Source organism: Kribbella italica (assembly GCF_014205135.1).
Lineage (GTDB): Bacteria > Actinomycetota > Actinomycetes > Propionibacteriales > Kribbellaceae > Kribbella > Kribbella italica.
Window position 1 is genome coordinate 5,941,847 of record NZ_JACHMY010000001.1, and the last position, 16,173, is coordinate 5,958,019.

Genomic DNA, 16,173 nt, shown 5'->3' on the forward strand with positions numbered 1-16,173 from the left:
TGAATTTTTGTCTAGGACCCGGTTCTGTTCCCTCAGGACCCGGTGAAGGGCGGCTGGCCGTCCTGCGGACCGGGGGCTCCGGCGGGCGGGCCACCGGCCGGCGGCTGGCTCGGGTACTGCTGCCCCTGGGTCTGGTTCTGGGGCGGGAGCTGCTGGTAGCCGCCCTGCTGGTCACCCGGCATCTGCGGGTGGATCTGGCCCGAGTTCTGCTGGCCCTGCGGCATCTGCGGCGGCGCCTGCTCGCCGGCGACCGAGCCGATCGTGCCGAACGACACCTGCGGCACCGACCGGACGCTCTCGTCCTTGACCTCGAAGTAGCCGGCCTTCTCGAACTTGAAGCTGCCCGCGATCAGGTTCGACGGGAACGCCTCGATCCGGGTGTTGTAGTCCCCGACGTTGGCGTTGTAGAACCGGCGGCCGGCCGCGATCCGGTCCTCGGTGTCGGTCAGCTCGCGCTGCAGGCCGAGGAAGTTCTGGTTCGACTGCAGCTGCGGGTAGGCCTCGACCGAGATCATCATCTGCCGCAGCGCACCGGACAGCTGGCCCTCGGCCGCGGCCCGCTGCTCCGGCGTGGCACCCTCGGCGCCGACCGCCTGGGTCCGCAGCCGCGCGACCTCCTCGAACACGTGCCGCTCGTGCGCGGCGTACGCCCGCACGGTCTCGACCAGGTTCGGGATCAGGTCGTAGCGCCGGTGCAGCTCGACGTCGATCTGCCGCCAGGACTCCTGGATCAGGTTCCGCTGCTTGACGAAGCGGTTGTACGAGACGATCAGCGCGATCGCCAGGATCACGACGAGCGCCACGACGATGATGATGACTGCGGTCATATCCCTGCTCCCGAGGTAGAGGTACCCCCGGACTCTAACCCTGGCCCGGGTCCGGACCGGCGACCTCGCAGCCGGTGTCCGTCAGCTCAGGCCGAGGTCGTCCAGACCGAACAGCCAGCGGTACTCCAGGCCCTCGGCCTCGACCTTCTGCTGCGCTCCGGTCGCGCGGTCCACGATCACGACGACCGCGACCACCTCGGCACCGGCCTCGCGCAGCGCCTCGACCGCGGTCAGCACCGAGCCGCCGGTCGTCGACGTGTCCTCGACCGCCAGCACCCGGCGGCCCTTCACCTCGGGCCCCTCGACCCGGCGCTGCAGACCGTGCGCCTTCTCCGCCTTCCGGACGACGAACGCGTCGAGCTTGCGCCCCTTCGCCGCGGCCGCGTGCAGCATCGCCAGCGCGACCGGGTCGGCGCCCAGCGTCAGCCCGCCAACCGCGTCGTACTCCAGGTCGGCGGTCAGCTCGAGCAGTTGCGGCCCGATCAGCGGCGCCGCCTCGGCGTCCAGGGTGACCCGGCGCAGGTCGACGTAGTAGTCGGCTTCCTTGCCCGACGCCAGCGTCACCTTCCCGTGCACGACGGCCTTGGTCTTCACCTGGTCCAGCAGGGCATCGCGATCTGAGCTCATGAGGCCACAGCCTAAATCAGGACTTGCGCTCTGTTTTCACCAAGTGCGCGAAGGCGACCGAACGGTCCGGGGAGTGGAAGAGGTCCTGGCAGGTGGTGAGGGTGAGCATCGGCTTGGTGGGCGATGCGCCGGGCTTGCCGGGGACCGGGTCGAGGACCCAGGTGTCGGCCGGTTTCACGGTCAGGTCCTTCGGGGAGCCGTCCAGCTCGTAGGTGTAGACGGCGTCCGCGGTCTCGACGATCACCTGGTCGCCCTTGGTCAGCTCCAGCAGCTTGCGGAACGGCGAACCGTGGGTGACCCGGTGCCCGGCGATCGCGAAGTTGCCCGGCTCGCCGGGCAGCGCGGTCTGCGGGTAGTGCCCGATCCCGCGGGACAGCTCGTCCTTGCCGACGCCCTCGACCACCGGCTTCTCCCAGTCCGGCCCGAACTTCGGGATCCGCAGCAGCGTGATCGCCGTACCGGTTTCCGGCTTCTCGGCCGGAGCCGGCGGCGCCTGCCACCGGTCGCGCAGGTCCTGCTCGAGCTGGTCCATCGTGCGGTTCGAGGTGATCCCGGTGCCGACGTACTGCCAGCCGACCCAGCCGAGCAGCCCGACCCCGGCCAGCAACAGCAGCACGCCCAGCCCTCTGACCAGCCCCCGACCCATGACGACAAGTATGCAGATCGACTGCAAAGCCTGTGTACGACGTGTCGATGGACGCGCACCGTTGCCGAGGACGACGATGTGGACGGCGATCACCGAGGAGGATGGCGTGAAGGCGCTGGTGAAGGCGAAGAACGAGCCGGGGCTCTGGCTGCAGGACGTTCCGGAGCCCACGATCGAGGCCGACGAGGTCCTGATCAAGGTCTTGCGGACCGGACTGTGCGGCACCGACCTGCACATCCAGAACTGGGACGCCTGGGCGCGGAAGAACGTGCCGGTCCCGATGGTCACCGGGCACGAGTTCTGCGGAGAGGTGGTCGAGATCGGCGCCGGCGTCCGCGACGTCGCGGTCGGTGACGTGGTCAGCGGCGAGGGCCACCTGGTCTGCGGCCGCTGCCGCAACTGCCGGGCCGGCCGCCGGCACCTGTGCATCAAGACCCGCGGCCTCGGCGTCCATGTCCCCGGTGCGTTCGCCGAGTACGTCGCGCTGCCGGCCCTGAACGTGTGGGTGCACCGTGACCCGGTCGACCTGGACGTGGCCGCGATCTTCGACCCGTTCGGCAACGCCGTCCACACGGCTCTGTCGTTCCCCGTGGTCGGCGAGGACGTGCTGATCACCGGCGCCGGGCCGATCGGGATCATGGCCGCGGCCGTCGCGCTGCACGCCGGCGCCCGGAACGTGGTGATCACCGACCTGTCCGACTACCGGCTCGACCTGGCCCGCAAGCTCGGGGTGACCCGGGCGGTCAACGTCGGCGAGGAGAGCATCGCCGACGCGCAGCGCGAGCTGGGGATGCGCGAGGGCTTCGACGTCGGGATGGAGATGTCCGGGCAGCCGGTCGCGCTGCGCGACATGCTGGCGAACATGAATCACGGCGGCAAGATCGCGATGCTCGGGCTGCCGTCGGACGAGATCGCGATCGACTGGGGCACGGTCGTGCTCAACATGCTGACCATCAAGGGCATCTACGGCCGGGAGATGTTCGAGACCTGGTACTCGATGTCGGTGATGCTCGAACGCGGCCTGGACCTCGGCCCGGTGATCACCCACCGGTTCGGGTACGCCGACTTCGAGCTCGCCTTCGACACCGCGCGGCACGGTCAGTGCGGCAAGGTGATCATGGACTGGACCACCCCGACGTACGAGGAGAAGCACTGATGTTCGGCCGGATGCGCGACGACCTGACGACCACCATCGGCGAGATCCGGGACGCCGGGCTCTACAAGGCGGAGCGGGTGATCAGCTCGCCGCAGAACGCCGCCATCTCCGTTGCTTCCGGCAAGGAAGTGCTGAACTTCTGCGCCAACAACTACCTCGGCCTGGCCGACCACCCCGAGGTCGTCGCCGCGGCGCGTGACGCGCTGGACCGGTGGGGCTTCGGGATGGCCTCGGTGCGTTTCATCTGCGGCACCCAGGAGATCCACAAGGACCTGGAAGGTGCCCTGAGCAACTTTCTCGGTACCGACGACACGATCCTCTACAGCTCCTGCTTCGACGCCAACGGCGGGCTGTTCGAGACGCTGCTCGGCGCCGAGGACGCGGTCATCTCCGACGAGCTCAACCACGCCAGCATCATCGACGGGATCCGGCTCTCGAAGGCCAAGCGCTACCGCTACAAGAACCGCGACATGGGCGACCTGGAGGCGCAGCTGAAGGACGCCGCCGACGCGCGGTACCGGCTGATCGCGACCGACGGCGTGTTCTCGATGGACGGGTACGTCGCCCCACTGGACGAGATCTGCGACCTGGCCGAGCGGTACGACGCGCTGGTGATGGTCGACGACTCGCACGCGGTCGGCTTCGTCGGCGCGGACGGCGCCGGTACGCCGTCGCTGTTCGGCGTGAAGGACCGTGTCGACGTCGTCACCGGCACGCTCGGCAAGGCCCTCGGCGGCGCCTCCGGCGGTTACGTCTCCGGCCGCGCCGAGATCGTCGAGCTGCTCCGCCAGCGCTCCCGCCCGTACCTGTTCTCGAACTCGCTGGCCCCGTCGGTGACGGCCGCCTCGCTGAAGGCGCTCGAACTGATCGGCGGCTCCAGCGACCTGCGCGACAAGCTCGCCGCCAACACCGCGCTGTTCCGGTCCAAGATGACCGCGGCGGGCTTCGACGTGCTGCCCGGTGACCACCCGATCTCGCCGGTCATGATCGGCAACGCCGCCGAGGCCGGCCGCCTGGCCGACAAGCTGCTCGAGCTCGGTATCTACGTGATCGGCTTCTCGTACCCGGTCGTCCCGCACGGCAAGGCCCGCATCCGCACCCAGCTGTCGGCCGCCCACTCCACCGAGGACGTCGAGAACGCCGTCGCCGCCTTCGTCGAGGCCCGGGCCGCGCTGGCCTAGGGCCTTGGCGGGTTCCCGTCCTCGGCCGAGGGCGGGAGCTCGCCGGTGTGCCGCTGGACGGCGTCCAGGTAGATCCGGTCGGCCCGCTCCTGGATCCGTTCCTCCGCCTCGATCCGGAGCTGCTCGCGCTTGGTCAGCTCGCGTTCCCGCAGCGCCTCCAGCTCGCGGGCCTGCTTGCGGCTCTGGACGATGCCCCAGACGATCCAGCCGCCGCTGCTCAGGCCGAGCACGAAGAGGATCCCCAGGATCGCCTGCAGAACGTCCATCAGGTCGCCTCCGTCGCTGTGCGTCGCCGCCGTACCGCCCAGCGTAGGACCAGACCGGCGACCAGCGCTTCCCCAACCAGCACGGCGACCGCCGCCGCGGGACCCCACAGGTCGCTCAGCGTCAGGTACCAGGTCCGCAGTACGACGACCACGAGCGGCAGCAGGATCGCGACCGACACCGCGGCGTACAGGGGGTAGACGACCCGCCCACGCGCCGGGTACTCGCCGGCCGCGGACCGGCCGCGGCGGAGTACCGCACCGACGTACTTGAAGGACTCCGTCTGCAGGTTCGTCGTCGAGGTGGCGTGCTCGAGCATGTGGTAGCCGTCGAGCTTGAGCACCGGCACCAGGTTGACCAGCGCCGACACGACCCCGAACAGCAGCAGGACGGCGGCGAGCCCGTGCCACCAGCCCGACTGCGGTCCCCACCACCACAGCGCCGCGAACGGCAGCAGCGCGACCAGGTTGACGTAGATCCCGGCGAACGCCGTGACCACCCGGTGGGCCGGCCGGTCGAAGGTCACCACGTCGTCGACCTTGCAGTACGGCGCGATCATCGGGAACCGCCACATCACCCCGATCTCGGTCGGGCGGCCGCCGTACCGGACGCAGGCGATGCCGTGGAACAGCTCGTGCGCGGCGATCACCAGCCAGGCCACCAGCAGCCCCACGACCGTGGCCGTCCAGCGCGACGGGTTGCCCGTCATGGCCGACCACAGCTGCGCCCACTCGACCAGTACGTACGCCGCGACCGCCAGACCGAGCCCAGCCAGCGGTACGGCGACCAGCGGCCGCAGCATCCAGCCCAGCCGACCGGCCAGCCGTACGGCGAGCTCCGCGGCCCCTGGTATCGGGCGACGCCACAGCAGCGGCGATCGCCCGTTGGCCCGCCGGGTCTCCTCGGCCTTGGTCCTGATCTCCGACAGCCGGCCCTGCTCGGCCGGCTCGATCAGCGCGTGGCCGGCGAGCATGGTGAGCAGCTGCTGCCAGTGCGCCGCGGCGAGCCGTTTGCCGAACTGTTCGGCGTACAGGAGTCCGATCTCGGCCAGAGTCCGCCGGCCGTCGAGCTGCCGCATCAGGAAGGCCTCGCGCGGCCCGACCCGCAGGAACGCGCTGGTCTCCCGGTCGCCGACGATGTGCACCACCTGGGTGCCCTTGAGCAGACCGGGCCCGACCTCGACCGTGCCGCGCAGCACCGGACGGGCCACGGTCAGCCAGTCGTCGGCCACCGGCGCGCTCATGCCGGTTCGGCCAGCCGGGCGGCCGGGTCGAGCGCCTTCTCGATCAGGTAGGACAGGTAGATCTCGTCGAGGATCGCCACGCCGAACCGGTTGTTGGTCATGTGGATGTAGGAGCTGAGCAGGACCGCGGCCAGTGCCTCCGGGTCGTCCACGGTCCGCCCGTCGGTGAACCGCAGCTCACCACGGCCGGCCGCCGCGCGGACCCGGTCGCGCAGCTCCCGGCAGTGGCTCAGCCAGGTCAGCTCGATCCCGGACAGCGCCTGCTCGCCGGTCTGCCCGGTGATCGAGCGGATCCGGTCGATCCGCTCCAGCAGCGTGGACTTGGTGAGCTCGTAGCTCTTGTCGAAGGAGCTGTGGTAGTCGTCGGACGGCTCCTGGTACGACGTCTCCCAGAACCCGCGGTAGCGCTCGAAGAACCGGCGGACCGCCTGGTCGTCGCCCAGGAAGGTGTACGCCGTCAGCAGCGACAGCTGGGTCGCCAGGCCGAGCAGCACCGGCCGGACGTGGGTGTTGGAGGTGGCGAGCAGCTTGACCACCAGGTCGCTGGAGTGCTCGAAGTGCCACTCGGCCAGCTCCATGCCGACGGGTCCGCCGTACCGGTCGTACTCGCGCTCGTAGTCGAACGCGATCACGCTGTTGTTCGGCCGGAACGGCATCTCGCCGTCGCCGTACTCCTCGACGTAGCGCTCCTCGCCGTACTCGGCGACGTACATCTTGCGGTACAGCTCGCCCAACCCGGCGACGTCGGTGTCGTACAGGGCGGGCCGGCGCTTCAGGAAGGCCTCGATCGCGGTGGTGGCTCTGGCCTCCACCTCGTCGCGCCGGGCCGGGTCGGCCGGGTGCAGCCGGACCCGGACGTGCGGGCCCTCCATCCAGTACTTGATGAAGAACCAGCCGTCGATCAGCCCGTCCTGGCGCAGCTCGGCGACCAGCGGCCGGACCGCCTCGACCAGGATCGGGTTGGCGTCACTGGCGTAGAAGACGTGCAGGGCGACCCAGTCATCGGTCATCGGAATCCCTCCCGGTGTCGTAGAGCTCCAGCAGCAGCTCGCTGACGTGCGGGCTGCCCTCCTCGTCCCGAAGCCACAGCTGGTCGACGTCGGGGTTCGCCTCGGTCAGCACGATCCGGTTCGTCGCCCCCAGCGCCAGCTGCTCCAGCAGGACCAGCGACAACCAGCTGTCGAAGTCGACCGGCAGCGGCTTGCGCCCGGTCTTGCGGTCGGGGCCGGCGTGGTCCGCGTCGTCACCTGGTGACCGTGCGGCCCCGCTGTCGGTCTGCGCGAACAGGCGGCGGGGCAGCCCGTGCTCGCGGCGCCAGCGCTGCACGCGGAGCAGGTGCTCGGCGTCGCTGTGCCGGGTGTCCCGGAACGGGAAGACGTCGGTGGACAGCTTCCACATCCGCCGCTGCAGCACCAACTCGCCGAGCATCAGCCGCGGGTACGACGTGATGCCCTCGGCCGGCACCGGGTCGCCGGTCCCTGCCCACAGGTCGATCTGGGCCATCCCGGACGGCGAGAAGCACAGCAGCACCTGCTGGATCTCCGGCAGCGCCATCGGCATCAGGAAGCCCAGGTAGACCGGGATCACCTCGCGGCCGAGCCGGGCCGACATCAGCCGCACCCGGTCGGCCTCCGGGTCGTGCAGCAGGTACAGGTCGGCCAGTGCGATCTGCTCCTCGGCCGGCCGCGTGGGAGCGTCGCCGGGGCAGACGATCTCGTAGTCGGTCACCACCGGGTGGACGTTGAGGTTGGTCGTCTCGTAGCCGCCGCGCAGTTCGGCCAGTACGGCGCCGTCCGGTGCGTAGCCGCGGACGGTGTCCCGGATCAGGCGCTGGGCCGGCACTCCGCCGTCCTCCAGGCTGTGGGCGAACCGGGAGAACATCAGCGTCAGCCCGGCGTACGCCTGGTTGAGCACCAGCCGCCCGGCGCCGTCACCGCCCTCGTCGGCGACCTGGACGAAGAACGACCAGGGCTGGGCCAGCTGACGCCCCGGCGGCAGTGCCGAGCGGACCTGCTCGACGAACCCGCTGCCGAGCTGGATCTCCTCCGCGTCCGGCCCGTACGCCGCCTTGCGGTCACGCAGGTACGTCGACGCCAGCTCGCGAGCCCGGTCCACCGCCTCGATGTCGGCCAGCTTGAACCAGTTCTCCTGCGGCACGAAGGCGTTGTCGTCGTCGAACTGCCGCCGGCGCATCGCCCGCTGGCTGTACGGGTCGAAGAAGTCGCGCTGGAACTCGTGGCAGAACCGGACCACGTCCTCGCAGGTCCCGCCCGCGCCGTACCGGGCGACGAAGAAGCCCTTCGCGGTGAGCCGGCGCGGGAGGTTGAGGTCGAACGCCGGCAGTACGTCGGCCAGGTCCGCCAGCACGGGCAGCACCTCCTGGTCCCACCGGGAGGCGTCGATGTCCAGGCCGGCCCCGGTGACCGTGGTGTCCTCGTAGAGCACCGTCCGGGGGACGGCCTCCAGCGGACCACCGACCGTCTCGAAGGCGGCACTGACCCGCTGCTTGATCTGCGCCAGTACGGCGGCCCGCCCGCGCGGCGAGGTCTCGCGGTAGCTGCCGACCAGTGAGAGCGTCTCGGCGAGCAGCTCGGCCGTTGCCTTCAGCACCTTGTTGTCCTGCGTCCGCAGGGCCGCGACGAACCGGACCGTCGGCTCGGCCGCCCGCAGGTCGATCTGCAGGTCCGGAGCGAGAAGGAAGCCCAGCCGCAGCAGGTGCCCGAGCAGCTGGTCGACCTCGGCCCGGCCGCGGTCCGCGGCCGCCGTCAGCTGCGCCGCGAGCTCGTGCAGCGGCAGTGAGACGTCCCGGGTCAGCTCGGCGACCTCCGCCAGCACCGGACCGCTGGGCAGGAAGAACAGGTCCTCGTGCACGCTGTCGATCGCGACGACGGCGTCCGGGTCGTTGCCCAGCGCGGTCCGGCGCCGGACGTACCGCATGGTCTCGCCGTCGGTGCTCGCCCCCGGTGCCAGCGTGACGCGCAGTCCGGACCGCAGGACCGGGTCGGCCAGGATCACGGCCGACAGGCGGGCCAGTACGGCGATGTTGAGCCGTACGGTCGACTGCTGCCGCAGTGACGCGGGCTCCGGCCGCCGCCGTACCGAGTCGGTCCGGAACTCACCGAGGCCGACCGACGTGAGCGTGCTGAACGGGCTCGTCTTCAGTGCGGCCCGGTAGAGCAGCTCCAGTAGGGTGCGCTCGACCTGCCGGCCGCTCTTGTCGAGCTTGCGCGTCGGATCGAGGTACCGGTCCATGTTCTTCTCGAGGACCTCCGACTGCAGCAGTACGGCGCTGCGCAGCTTGCCGTCGTCGAGCAGCAGGCGGGCCTCGGCCCGGACCTTCGCCACCTCGTCGGTCAGGATGCCCGGCCCGGCTGCACGCAGCTCGGCCAGCCGCTCCACGGCGGCGATCCACCGCTCGGCCCACACCCAGCTGACCTCGGGCAGGGCGGCCTGCGCCCGCTCGCGGATCACCGGACGCGGCCGCCGCGCGTTGAACACGTCCCGGCGCAGGTTGATCAGCGTGATCCGGCCGGAGTCCTCCGGGCCGAGGCCGGAGATCGCCGTCTCCAGCGCGAGCCGGAAGATCTCACCGACCCGGTCCCGCTCGGCCTCCGCCGCGAACACGTCCTCGGTCCACGCAACCGCCGCCGGAGTCCGCAACGCCGCCGCCCGGGCAGCGGGCTGGCCGGCGACCCGGAGCAACCAGGTCGGGCCGAGCCGCCAGTCCCCGGGGCCGCCGTCGGGCTGCCGGGTCTCGGTCACCTCATGCAGGTCGGTCATCGGCCGGCTCCTTCCGGACCATGCACCAGATGCTCGTAGCCGGCCACTACTCGTCTCTCGTGGCCCAGCAAGATGAAGAGCATGCTGGACTCCCCCGTCCCGGTCAGGCCGAGCATGTCGTCCACTGCCGGGTTGTCGATCCCCAGTACGGCGCCGACGCCGATCCCCTGGGCCGTCGCGGCCAGGTAGGCGCTCTGGGCGGCCTGCCCGACCTCGATGCTGAGCATCCGGTAGCCGCGGGCGCCGTAGGTCTCCACCAGCGACTCCAGCCGTCCGGTGAGGACCAGCACGGCGGCGACCTCCTGCAGGTTGTAGTTGGCCAGCGCGTAGTGCCGCTGCAGCTCGGCGAAGTCGATCGGCTGCACACCGACCAGGCGGTGCCGGCTGTCGTCGTACACGTAGCCGCGCTTCTCCAGGCCCTCGACGGCGTTGGGCAGGACCCACGACCTGATCCAGCTGCCGGATCGCGGTGCCGGTGCGGTGTCGGTTCCGCTGCGGGACACCTCGGCCACGGTCGCGAGCACTTGTCCGAGGTCCTCGGCGGCGAGGGCCGGGCGGGCCGAGAACAGGCCGAAACTGGAGCGGCGGGTGCGCAGGCTGGTCGCCAGATCGGTCCCGGGAGTAGTTGCTGCAGGCAACTGCAGTTCGGTGCCGGTCTCCGGACCGGAGCCGACGACGTCATCGGGGCCCGCTGCCGGTCGCGGCGCGGTACCGACCATCGCGGCGGCGTGGACCTGCTCGACCATCGGGAAGTCCCGGATCTGCCGCGACCGCTCCCACACCCGGTGCCGTTCCCGCGGAAGCCCCGGTACGGCGAGCCGCTCGGCCGCACGATCACCGGCCGGCCCGGTCGGACCCAGCGGTACGACGACGAACGGTGCCTCGGTCCGGCCGTCCACGCCGAGCGCCGTACAGACCGGTCCTTCGTCGAACCAGAGCACCGGCTGCGGTACGGCGCCGAACGCGCCGAGGACCAGTCGCCACGAGGCGAGCAACGCGCCGACGTCCTGTGTCACGACGTGGTAGCTGAACGAGTTGTACTTGAAGGCGTTCTTCCAGAACCGCAACGTGGCCACGAGGTACAGCCCGGCAGCGGTTCCCGTTGCCTCGGCCAGATCGGCGCAGTGGTCCGCACCGGACAGGCGGTCGAGGCTGTGCGCGGCGGTGTCGTAGTGGTAGACACCAGGCCGCAGCGGCGCGGACGGTCCGGCGACCAGGTAGCTCTCGGCCGGGTACATGCCCCCGCCGGACGCCGTAGGCCGCGCCCAGACCGGCCGGTCCGAGCCCAGCTTCGAGCTGCTGTCCTCGTTCCAGTTCGGCTGAGTGCGGCGACCGATCAGGCCGTAGCAGCCCAGTACGGACGCCAGCTGCTCGGTCGAGGGCATCCCGGCCGCGACCGGTCCGGCGGCTGCCGCAGCGGCAGCCGCGACACTGACCGGCGGCAGACCGTCGAAGGGCGCCGGCAGCGGCACCTTCGGCACGTCCAGGTACAGCTTGTGGCGCGCCGGCTGGTCGTCCCAGTCGACCCGGAACCCCATCGGCGGCAGGATCACCTGCTGGCGACGGAACATCCGTTCGGCGTACTCCAGCGCGATCGCCGACCCGGGCGGTCTCGATGCGTTCACAGCACTCAACTCCTACGGGAAGGGATGCGGGACGAGGTGCAGCTGCTCCACCTGCAGCGGCTGCTCGGTCAGGCCGGCCTGGTACGGCGCCCAGAGCATCCGGGGCATCGTCAGCACCCGCTGCCGGTGCCAGCCGAAGTCGATCGGGATCAGCCCGGGCACGATCGTGGCGACCGTGTTGATGCCGAGCCCGGCCTGCTCCGGGGTCGTCTGGTCGACCACCACGGTGTCCATGCCCTGCGCCGCCAGCAGGCCGACGATCTCGCGGACCGGCTCGGCCAGGTCGGTCAGCGGCGGCCGGTTCAGGGTCCAGTCGGCGTACACCTCGTCCAGCGGGGTCCGCGTCGACTGGCGCAACCAGTGCTCGGCGTACGGCGCCATCTCGGGCAGTCCGAACAGCAACGCGTGGTGCGCCAGCTCGGTGACGTTGGCGTAGTCGGTGACCATCGCCTCGACCTCCTCCGAGCGGGCCGCGACCCGCTCCTCGAAGCCGGTCACGTAGGAGGCGACCTCGCAGACCGCGGCCCGGACGGCGTCGGCCGGGTCGAGTGAGGCGCCGCCACCGAAGCAGAGCGTGCCCGGACCGCCGTCACGCCGTACGGCGACCGCCCCGACAGCCGGGACCGGCAGGTCGATCCGGATGTCGAAGCACCGCAGGTCGTAGCCGAGCAGGTCGACGTGCGAACGCATCTGCCGGACCAGCGGTTCGTCGACCGTGTCCAGGTCGATCTCGCGCGGGGTGAGCCCGCTGTACCAGGCGATCAGGAATGCGTCCCGCTCGATCAGCTCCAGCAGGCCGTGCAGCACCGCCTCCGTCACCGAGCTGCCGGAAGCGCAGCCGTTGGAGCACTCCTGCACGGTGTTGCGGTGGTCGGCGCGGTGGTCGAGGTAGTAGACGATCTGCTCGGGGACCAGCAGCGCCCGGTCGTCGCGGACCGACCAGCCCCAGACCCACGGCACAGAAGGGTTCTCGGACCAGGGCACGTACTGCTCGAAGTGCCCCCGGTAGAACTCCGGGGTGTAGAGACCGCACTGCTCCAACTCGACGTACGGGACGTCGAGCTCGGTGACCGCCGCGCGGCGCGCGATCTGGTTCCGGCGGGGCAGCTGGCCGGCGTGACGCTCGAGTCCTTCCAGAGCGCCGAGCAGCTCGCTGCGCTGGTAGCTCTCCGCGTGGCCGCTCCACCACATCTCGTGCAGGCCGTACTTGCTCCGCACCTCGAAGTGCCCACTGACCGGAGCGGTCGCCGTGGCGTGGTAGGCGCGGAACGCCGGGGCTCCGAGGACACCGCAGACCGGGTTGGCCAGCGCGTCCATCGGGAGCTGCAGGGACTCGGGCGGCCTGGCCCGGGTGCTGCCCGGGGCCGCGTTCGGTGTGGGGACGATCCGGATCCGCGCCGCGCGAGCGGTGTCCTCGGCGGGGACCGAGCAGCGCTCGCAGGAGGAGTCCTTGATCAGTCCGTACCGCTCGACGTGGCCGGTGAGACCGTTGATCTCCCAGACCACATGGTCCGGTCCCGGCGGCACCTGACCGGCGGCTTCGTCGAGCAGGGCGGCCGCGACCGCCACGACGTACGGCGTGGGTGCGTCGAGCTCGCGCGGCCCGAGCAGGCCGCGCGGGTCCTCCAGGACGCGGCGCTCGACGGTCGGGCGGCACGCCAGCCAGCGACGGTCGAGGCAGTGCGGGCAGGGGCCGTCGCCGGCGGGGGTCGACGCGACCACGACCGTTCCGGCGTACAGGCGAAGGCTGAGGCGGGCCGTCGACGACGGACCGACCTGGTGGAGCAGCCGCAGGTCCCGGCCGGGCAGGCCGAGTACGGCGAGGTCGAGCGCGCCGCTGTACTGCGCGGTGCGCGGGCTGATCAGGCCGGCGAGGTCCCGGCCCAGAGTCAGCAGGACGGCGTCCGGGTCGGCCGGCGCGGGGTCGGCCGGCTGGTGTTCGGTCAACGTGGTCACGGGCGGCGGCTTTCTCGGGAGTCGGACGGGGAGACGAGGTACTGCGGACCAGGGCCCTTGGTCCGCAGCCTCAGCGTGGCGGTGTTGCTCAGCCGCAGCTGGACGTGCTCGTGCTGCACGACGAGGTGCTGGACGTGCTGCAGGAGCAGCAGCTGGAGCAGCTGCAGGACGAGCTGCTGGCAGCCATGTCCATCGCCGAGTCGGCGACTTCCTCCACTTCGAAGGTCACTGCCTCGAGGTCGAGCAGCTCAACGCTCAGGGTCTGGTTCGTCATGTCTTCCTCCTCTCACGGTGTCGCTGGATGGATCAGGGTGAAAGCGCCGGCCTCAGCCGCCGCACCCGGTGCTGGTGCTGGTCGAGCAGCAGCTGGACGTGCTGCAGCTGGAACAGCTGGAGCACGAACAGCTCGAACTGCACCAACCGGCCGCGTCCTGCCCGACATCGACGATGTCCTCGATCTCGAAGGTCGCCGTCTCGAGCGTGAGCAGTTCTTCGCTGAGAACCATGTGGTCACCCCCTCTCCGTTCCGGGCGGACCGCCACCGTGGCCGGTGGCGGAATCCAGGGCAGCCGACCACGGTCAGCTGGTGCTGCTGCAGCTGCAGCTGGAACAGCCGCAGCAGCTCGACGTGCTGCAGGACGAGCAGCTCGACGTACTGGTGCTGGAACTGCACCAGCCGGCGTTGTCCTGGCCGACGTCGGCGATCTCCTCGACTTCGAAGGTCGCGGTCTCCAGGCCGAGCAGCTCGGTGGTGAGGTCGATCATCGGGACTCCTCCAGATCGGTGGACGAACGGAACAGCAGGCACCGGGCCACCGCGGTGACACCGGCGAGGTCGGGCGGAGTCAGCTCGGCGACCGCCACGGCGTACCCCCGTTCGGCCAGTACGGCGAGCACGGTCTCCTCGTCGACGGACCGGGTCAGTTGGCCGGCGCCGGCGGCCGCGCCGCCGAGCAGCGCCGCGTCCAGGTCGTCGACGAGGGCCGGCCGGAGGTCGGCGTACGGCGTACCGGCGATCTGCCGCCGGCCGACCAGCTCCAGCAGCAGCTCTTCGAGGGCGAGCGGCCAGGAGGCGGCGGCCCGGGCGGTCCGGAGGTCGCGGCCGCCTTCGCGGACGACGGCCACGGCGACCGGTAGCGCGGCGTCGGCGTGGAAGAGCCGGACCTGGCAGCCTTCGTCGGTCAGCTCACGCAGCAGCATGGTCAGCCGCGGGCCTTCCTCGGCGGCGGCCAGTACCTCGGCGAGCAGCTCGTCGCCGACCTCCTGCAGGCCGACCTCGGCCCGGACGACCGATGCCGTCGCGGCGATGGCCGCGATCTCGAACAGCCCTCGCCGCCGCGCCTCGGCAAGCGTCGGAGCAGCCCGTACGCCGGTGGTGGCCGGCTCGAACTCGGCGGCGTTGCGATCAGCGGGACCGGCCAGGACCGCGGCCTGCTCGACGGCGAGCGGCCGGCCGGTCGCGTAGTCCGCCGCGGCGACCAGTCGCGACCGGACCGGGCCGGAACCGAGGCGGCCCTCGAGCCGGTCCGAGGCGATCGTCTCCGCGGCGGTGGTTGCTTCAGGCAACGAGCCGGTCCGGCGCGCGGCCGCCACGGCGTACTCGGCCGCGGCCTCCTCGAGCGCAGCGAGCCGGGCCTCCAGGACGGTCTCGACCCCGAACCGGACCACGGGCCGCGGCGCGAGCAGGACCGCCGTCTTGACCGGGATCTGCGGCATCGCGTCGTCGTCGAATCGCCGGAAGATGCCGACGTGGTCCGCGACCACCGAGTCGTACAGGCGGTACGCGGCCTCGACCTCGGACCGGACCTCCCCACCCTCACCGGCCGGATGCCGTACGGCGTCCGCGGGGACCGCCGGGTGAGCGACCAGCGGCTCGGTCCGGGCCGTCAGCCGGAGCGGGTCGATCACGATCACCCGGCCGTCGAGATCGCCGTCGATCCGGCCGGTCAGCACCTTGAACAGCTCGAAGCCGGCCAGGTTCACCGCCAGCGAGGTCGCCGTACCGGGCAAGGCGGACAACGCCGGTACGGCGGACCGCCCGGCGACCGCCGCCTGCCAGATCGCCTCGACCCCGGGAACGGCGTTGTCGCTCATCCGCAGCAGCGCCGACCGCACCGACGCCCCATCCGCCTGCAGGGGACCGCAGACGAACCGGTCGCCGACCCGGAGCAGCGGTACGAACTTCACCCCGGCGGCGCGGGCGGCGTCGGCCAACTCGAACAGCGCGGGGTCGGGGCCGTCGAGCGTTACCAGACAGATGAGGTCCAGGGCCGGGCCGGCGGTCGTTGCGAGCAGCTCGGCAGGGTCGACGGTTGTTGCCTGGCGCACCGATCCCGTACTGCCGACGCCGTTCGCCGTCAGGGCGGCGGCCAGGGTGGCGGTGGCCTGCTGGTCGGCGCCGACGACGAGGACCCGGGCCTGGGCCGCACGGGCGAAGCCGGTGCCGTCGTCGCCGTAGTGGTCGAGCAGCGCCAGTTGGCCGGCGTACTTGGTCCTGGTCTCGGGGTCGAGCGCCGAGCGCGGGTCGGGACCGTCCAGCACCACACCCCGCCGGGCCAGCGTGCCGAGCAGGTTGCGGACCGCCGACGCGTGCGCGTCGGGCAGCCCGGCCACGATCTCGGCCATCGTGCTGCCGCCGTCCAGGTGGGGCAGCAGCGCCGACAGGTACTGGTAGGCCCCGGCGCCACGGATCACGAACGCGCCGTCGTGGCCGCGGACGTAGACCCCTTCCAGGGTCTGCAGGAAGGCGACGTCCTGGCGGAGCCGCGGGCGGGCGAGCTGGTCGGGCTGAGACATCGCGAAGCTCCTCGGGAAGGCGGAAGCAGAGCTGGGGGCGGGATCGGCGGGAGCCGATGTGGGGTGAGAGCTG

General features: G+C 71.3%; 14 protein-coding genes. 2 read left to right on the forward strand and 12 right to left on the reverse strand.

The annotated features are described in order from the left end of the window. Positions 1-32: 32 nt before the first annotated feature. The 3 genes from HDA39_RS27680 to HDA39_RS27690 form a co-directional block, all read right to left on the reverse strand. Positions 33-827, reverse strand: a complete 795-nt coding sequence (locus HDA39_RS27680) for a LemA family protein (protein WP_184800000.1) — start codon at positions 825-827, stop codon at positions 33-35. Positions 828-908: 81 nt separating this feature from the next. Further along, the gene (pyrE, locus tag HDA39_RS27685) at positions 909-1,454 is read right to left on the reverse strand and encodes an orotate phosphoribosyltransferase (protein ID WP_184800002.1); all 546 of its coding nucleotides are present in this window, start codon (positions 1,452-1,454) and stop codon (positions 909-911) included. Positions 1,455-1,470: 16 nt separating this feature from the next. Beyond that, positions 1,471-2,100, reverse strand: a complete 630-nt coding sequence (locus tag HDA39_RS27690) for a class E sortase (RefSeq protein WP_184800004.1) — start codon at positions 2,098-2,100, stop codon at positions 1,471-1,473. Positions 2,101-2,206: 106 nt separating this feature from the next. On the opposite strand from HDA39_RS27690, the gene tdh reads away from it, so the two are divergent. Together tdh and HDA39_RS27700 are read left to right on the forward strand one after the other, a co-directional pair. Continuing rightward, positions 2,207-3,256: an L-threonine 3-dehydrogenase gene (gene tdh / locus HDA39_RS27695; protein ID WP_184806596.1), complete on the forward strand. Its 1,050-nt coding sequence runs from the start codon at positions 2,207-2,209 to the stop codon at positions 3,254-3,256. Next, the gene (locus HDA39_RS27700) at positions 3,256-4,437 is read left to right on the forward strand and encodes a glycine C-acetyltransferase (protein WP_184800007.1); all 1,182 of its coding nucleotides are present in this window, start codon (positions 3,256-3,258) and stop codon (positions 4,435-4,437) included. The genes tdh and HDA39_RS27700 overlap by 1 nt, the downstream gene beginning before the upstream one ends. On the opposite strand, the gene HDA39_RS27705 is transcribed toward HDA39_RS27700, so the two are convergent. From HDA39_RS27705 to HDA39_RS27745, 9 genes are all read right to left on the reverse strand, one after another. Next, positions 4,434-4,703 (reverse strand): hypothetical protein, encoded by a 270-nt coding sequence (locus HDA39_RS27705; RefSeq protein ID WP_184800009.1) that lies wholly within the window; start codon positions 4,701-4,703, stop codon positions 4,434-4,436. The two genes, HDA39_RS27700 and HDA39_RS27705, sit on opposite strands and share 4 nt — an antisense overlap. After that, a complete protein-coding gene (locus HDA39_RS27710) occupies positions 4,703-5,944 on the reverse strand; it encodes a M50 family metallopeptidase (RefSeq protein WP_184800011.1) in 1,242 nt (413 codons plus the stop codon). The genes HDA39_RS27705 and HDA39_RS27710 overlap by 1 nt, the downstream gene beginning before the upstream one ends. Then, entirely contained in the window at positions 5,941-6,954 is a 1,014-nt protein-coding gene (locus HDA39_RS27715; protein WP_184800013.1) for a thiopeptide-type bacteriocin biosynthesis protein, read from the reverse strand. Before HDA39_RS27715 ends, HDA39_RS27710 begins: the two co-directional genes overlap by 4 nt. Beyond that, positions 6,944-9,724 carry a lantibiotic dehydratase gene (locus HDA39_RS27720; protein ID WP_184800021.1) on the reverse strand — a complete coding sequence of 927 codons (2,781 nt, stop codon included), beginning with the start codon at positions 9,722-9,724 and terminating at the stop codon, positions 6,944-6,946. Before HDA39_RS27720 ends, HDA39_RS27715 begins: the two co-directional genes overlap by 11 nt. After that, entirely contained in the window at positions 9,721-11,349 is a 1,629-nt protein-coding gene (locus tag HDA39_RS43855) for a nitroreductase family protein (protein ID WP_184800023.1), read from the reverse strand. The genes HDA39_RS27720 and HDA39_RS43855 overlap by 4 nt, the downstream gene beginning before the upstream one ends. Before the next feature lie 12 nt (positions 11,350-11,361). Further along, positions 11,362-13,305, reverse strand: coding sequence for a TOMM precursor leader peptide-binding protein (locus tag HDA39_RS27730; RefSeq protein ID WP_184800025.1), 1,944 nt, complete (start codon positions 13,303-13,305; stop codon positions 11,362-11,364). 88 nt (positions 13,306-13,393) lie between these two features. Further along, positions 13,394-13,579: a hypothetical protein gene (locus HDA39_RS27735; protein ID WP_184800027.1), complete on the reverse strand. Its 186-nt coding sequence runs from the start codon at positions 13,577-13,579 to the stop codon at positions 13,394-13,396. 305 nt (positions 13,580-13,884) lie between these two features. Then, positions 13,885-14,070 carry a thiazolylpeptide-type bacteriocin gene (locus HDA39_RS27740; protein ID WP_202893138.1) on the reverse strand — a complete coding sequence of 62 codons (186 nt, stop codon included), beginning with the start codon at positions 14,068-14,070 and terminating at the stop codon, positions 13,885-13,887. Further along, the gene (locus HDA39_RS27745; RefSeq protein WP_184800029.1) at positions 14,067-16,100 is read right to left on the reverse strand and encodes a YcaO-like family protein; all 2,034 of its coding nucleotides are present in this window, start codon (positions 16,098-16,100) and stop codon (positions 14,067-14,069) included. Before HDA39_RS27745 ends, HDA39_RS27740 begins: the two co-directional genes overlap by 4 nt. Positions 16,101-16,173: the final 73 nt, after the last annotated feature.

Bases quoted from the DNA above. Each gene is read 5' to 3' on its own strand.
- HDA39_RS27700 (WP_184800007.1), top strand. From the start codon at position 3,256: ATGTTCGGCCGGATGCGCGACGACCTGACGACCACCATCGGCGAGATC.
- HDA39_RS27680 (WP_184800000.1), bottom strand. From the start codon at position 827: ATGACCGCAGTCATCATCATCGTCGTGGCGCTCGTCGTGATCCTGGCG.
- pyrE (WP_184800002.1), bottom strand. From the start codon at position 1,454: ATGAGCTCAGATCGCGATGCCCTGCTGGACCAGGTGAAGACCAAGGCC.
- HDA39_RS27745 (WP_184800029.1), bottom strand. From the start codon at position 16,100: ATGTCTCAGCCCGACCAGCTCGCCCGCCCGCGGCTCCGCCAGGACGTC.
- HDA39_RS27720 (WP_184800021.1), bottom strand. From the start codon at position 9,724: ATGACCGACCTGCATGAGGTGACCGAGACCCGGCAGCCCGACGGCGGC.
- HDA39_RS27715 (WP_184800013.1), bottom strand. From the start codon at position 6,954: ATGACCGATGACTGGGTCGCCCTGCACGTCTTCTACGCCAGTGACGCC.
- HDA39_RS27705 (WP_184800009.1), bottom strand. From the start codon at position 4,703: ATGGACGTTCTGCAGGCGATCCTGGGGATCCTCTTCGTGCTCGGCCTG.
- HDA39_RS27690 (WP_184800004.1), bottom strand. From the start codon at position 2,100: ATGGGTCGGGGGCTGGTCAGAGGGCTGGGCGTGCTGCTGTTGCTGGCC.
- HDA39_RS27710 (WP_184800011.1), bottom strand. From the start codon at position 5,944: ATGAGCGCGCCGGTGGCCGACGACTGGCTGACCGTGGCCCGTCCGGTG.
- HDA39_RS27740 (WP_202893138.1), bottom strand. From the start codon at position 14,070: ATGATCGACCTCACCACCGAGCTGCTCGGCCTGGAGACCGCGACCTTC.
- HDA39_RS27735 (WP_184800027.1), bottom strand. From the start codon at position 13,579: ATGACGAACCAGACCCTGAGCGTTGAGCTGCTCGACCTCGAGGCAGTG.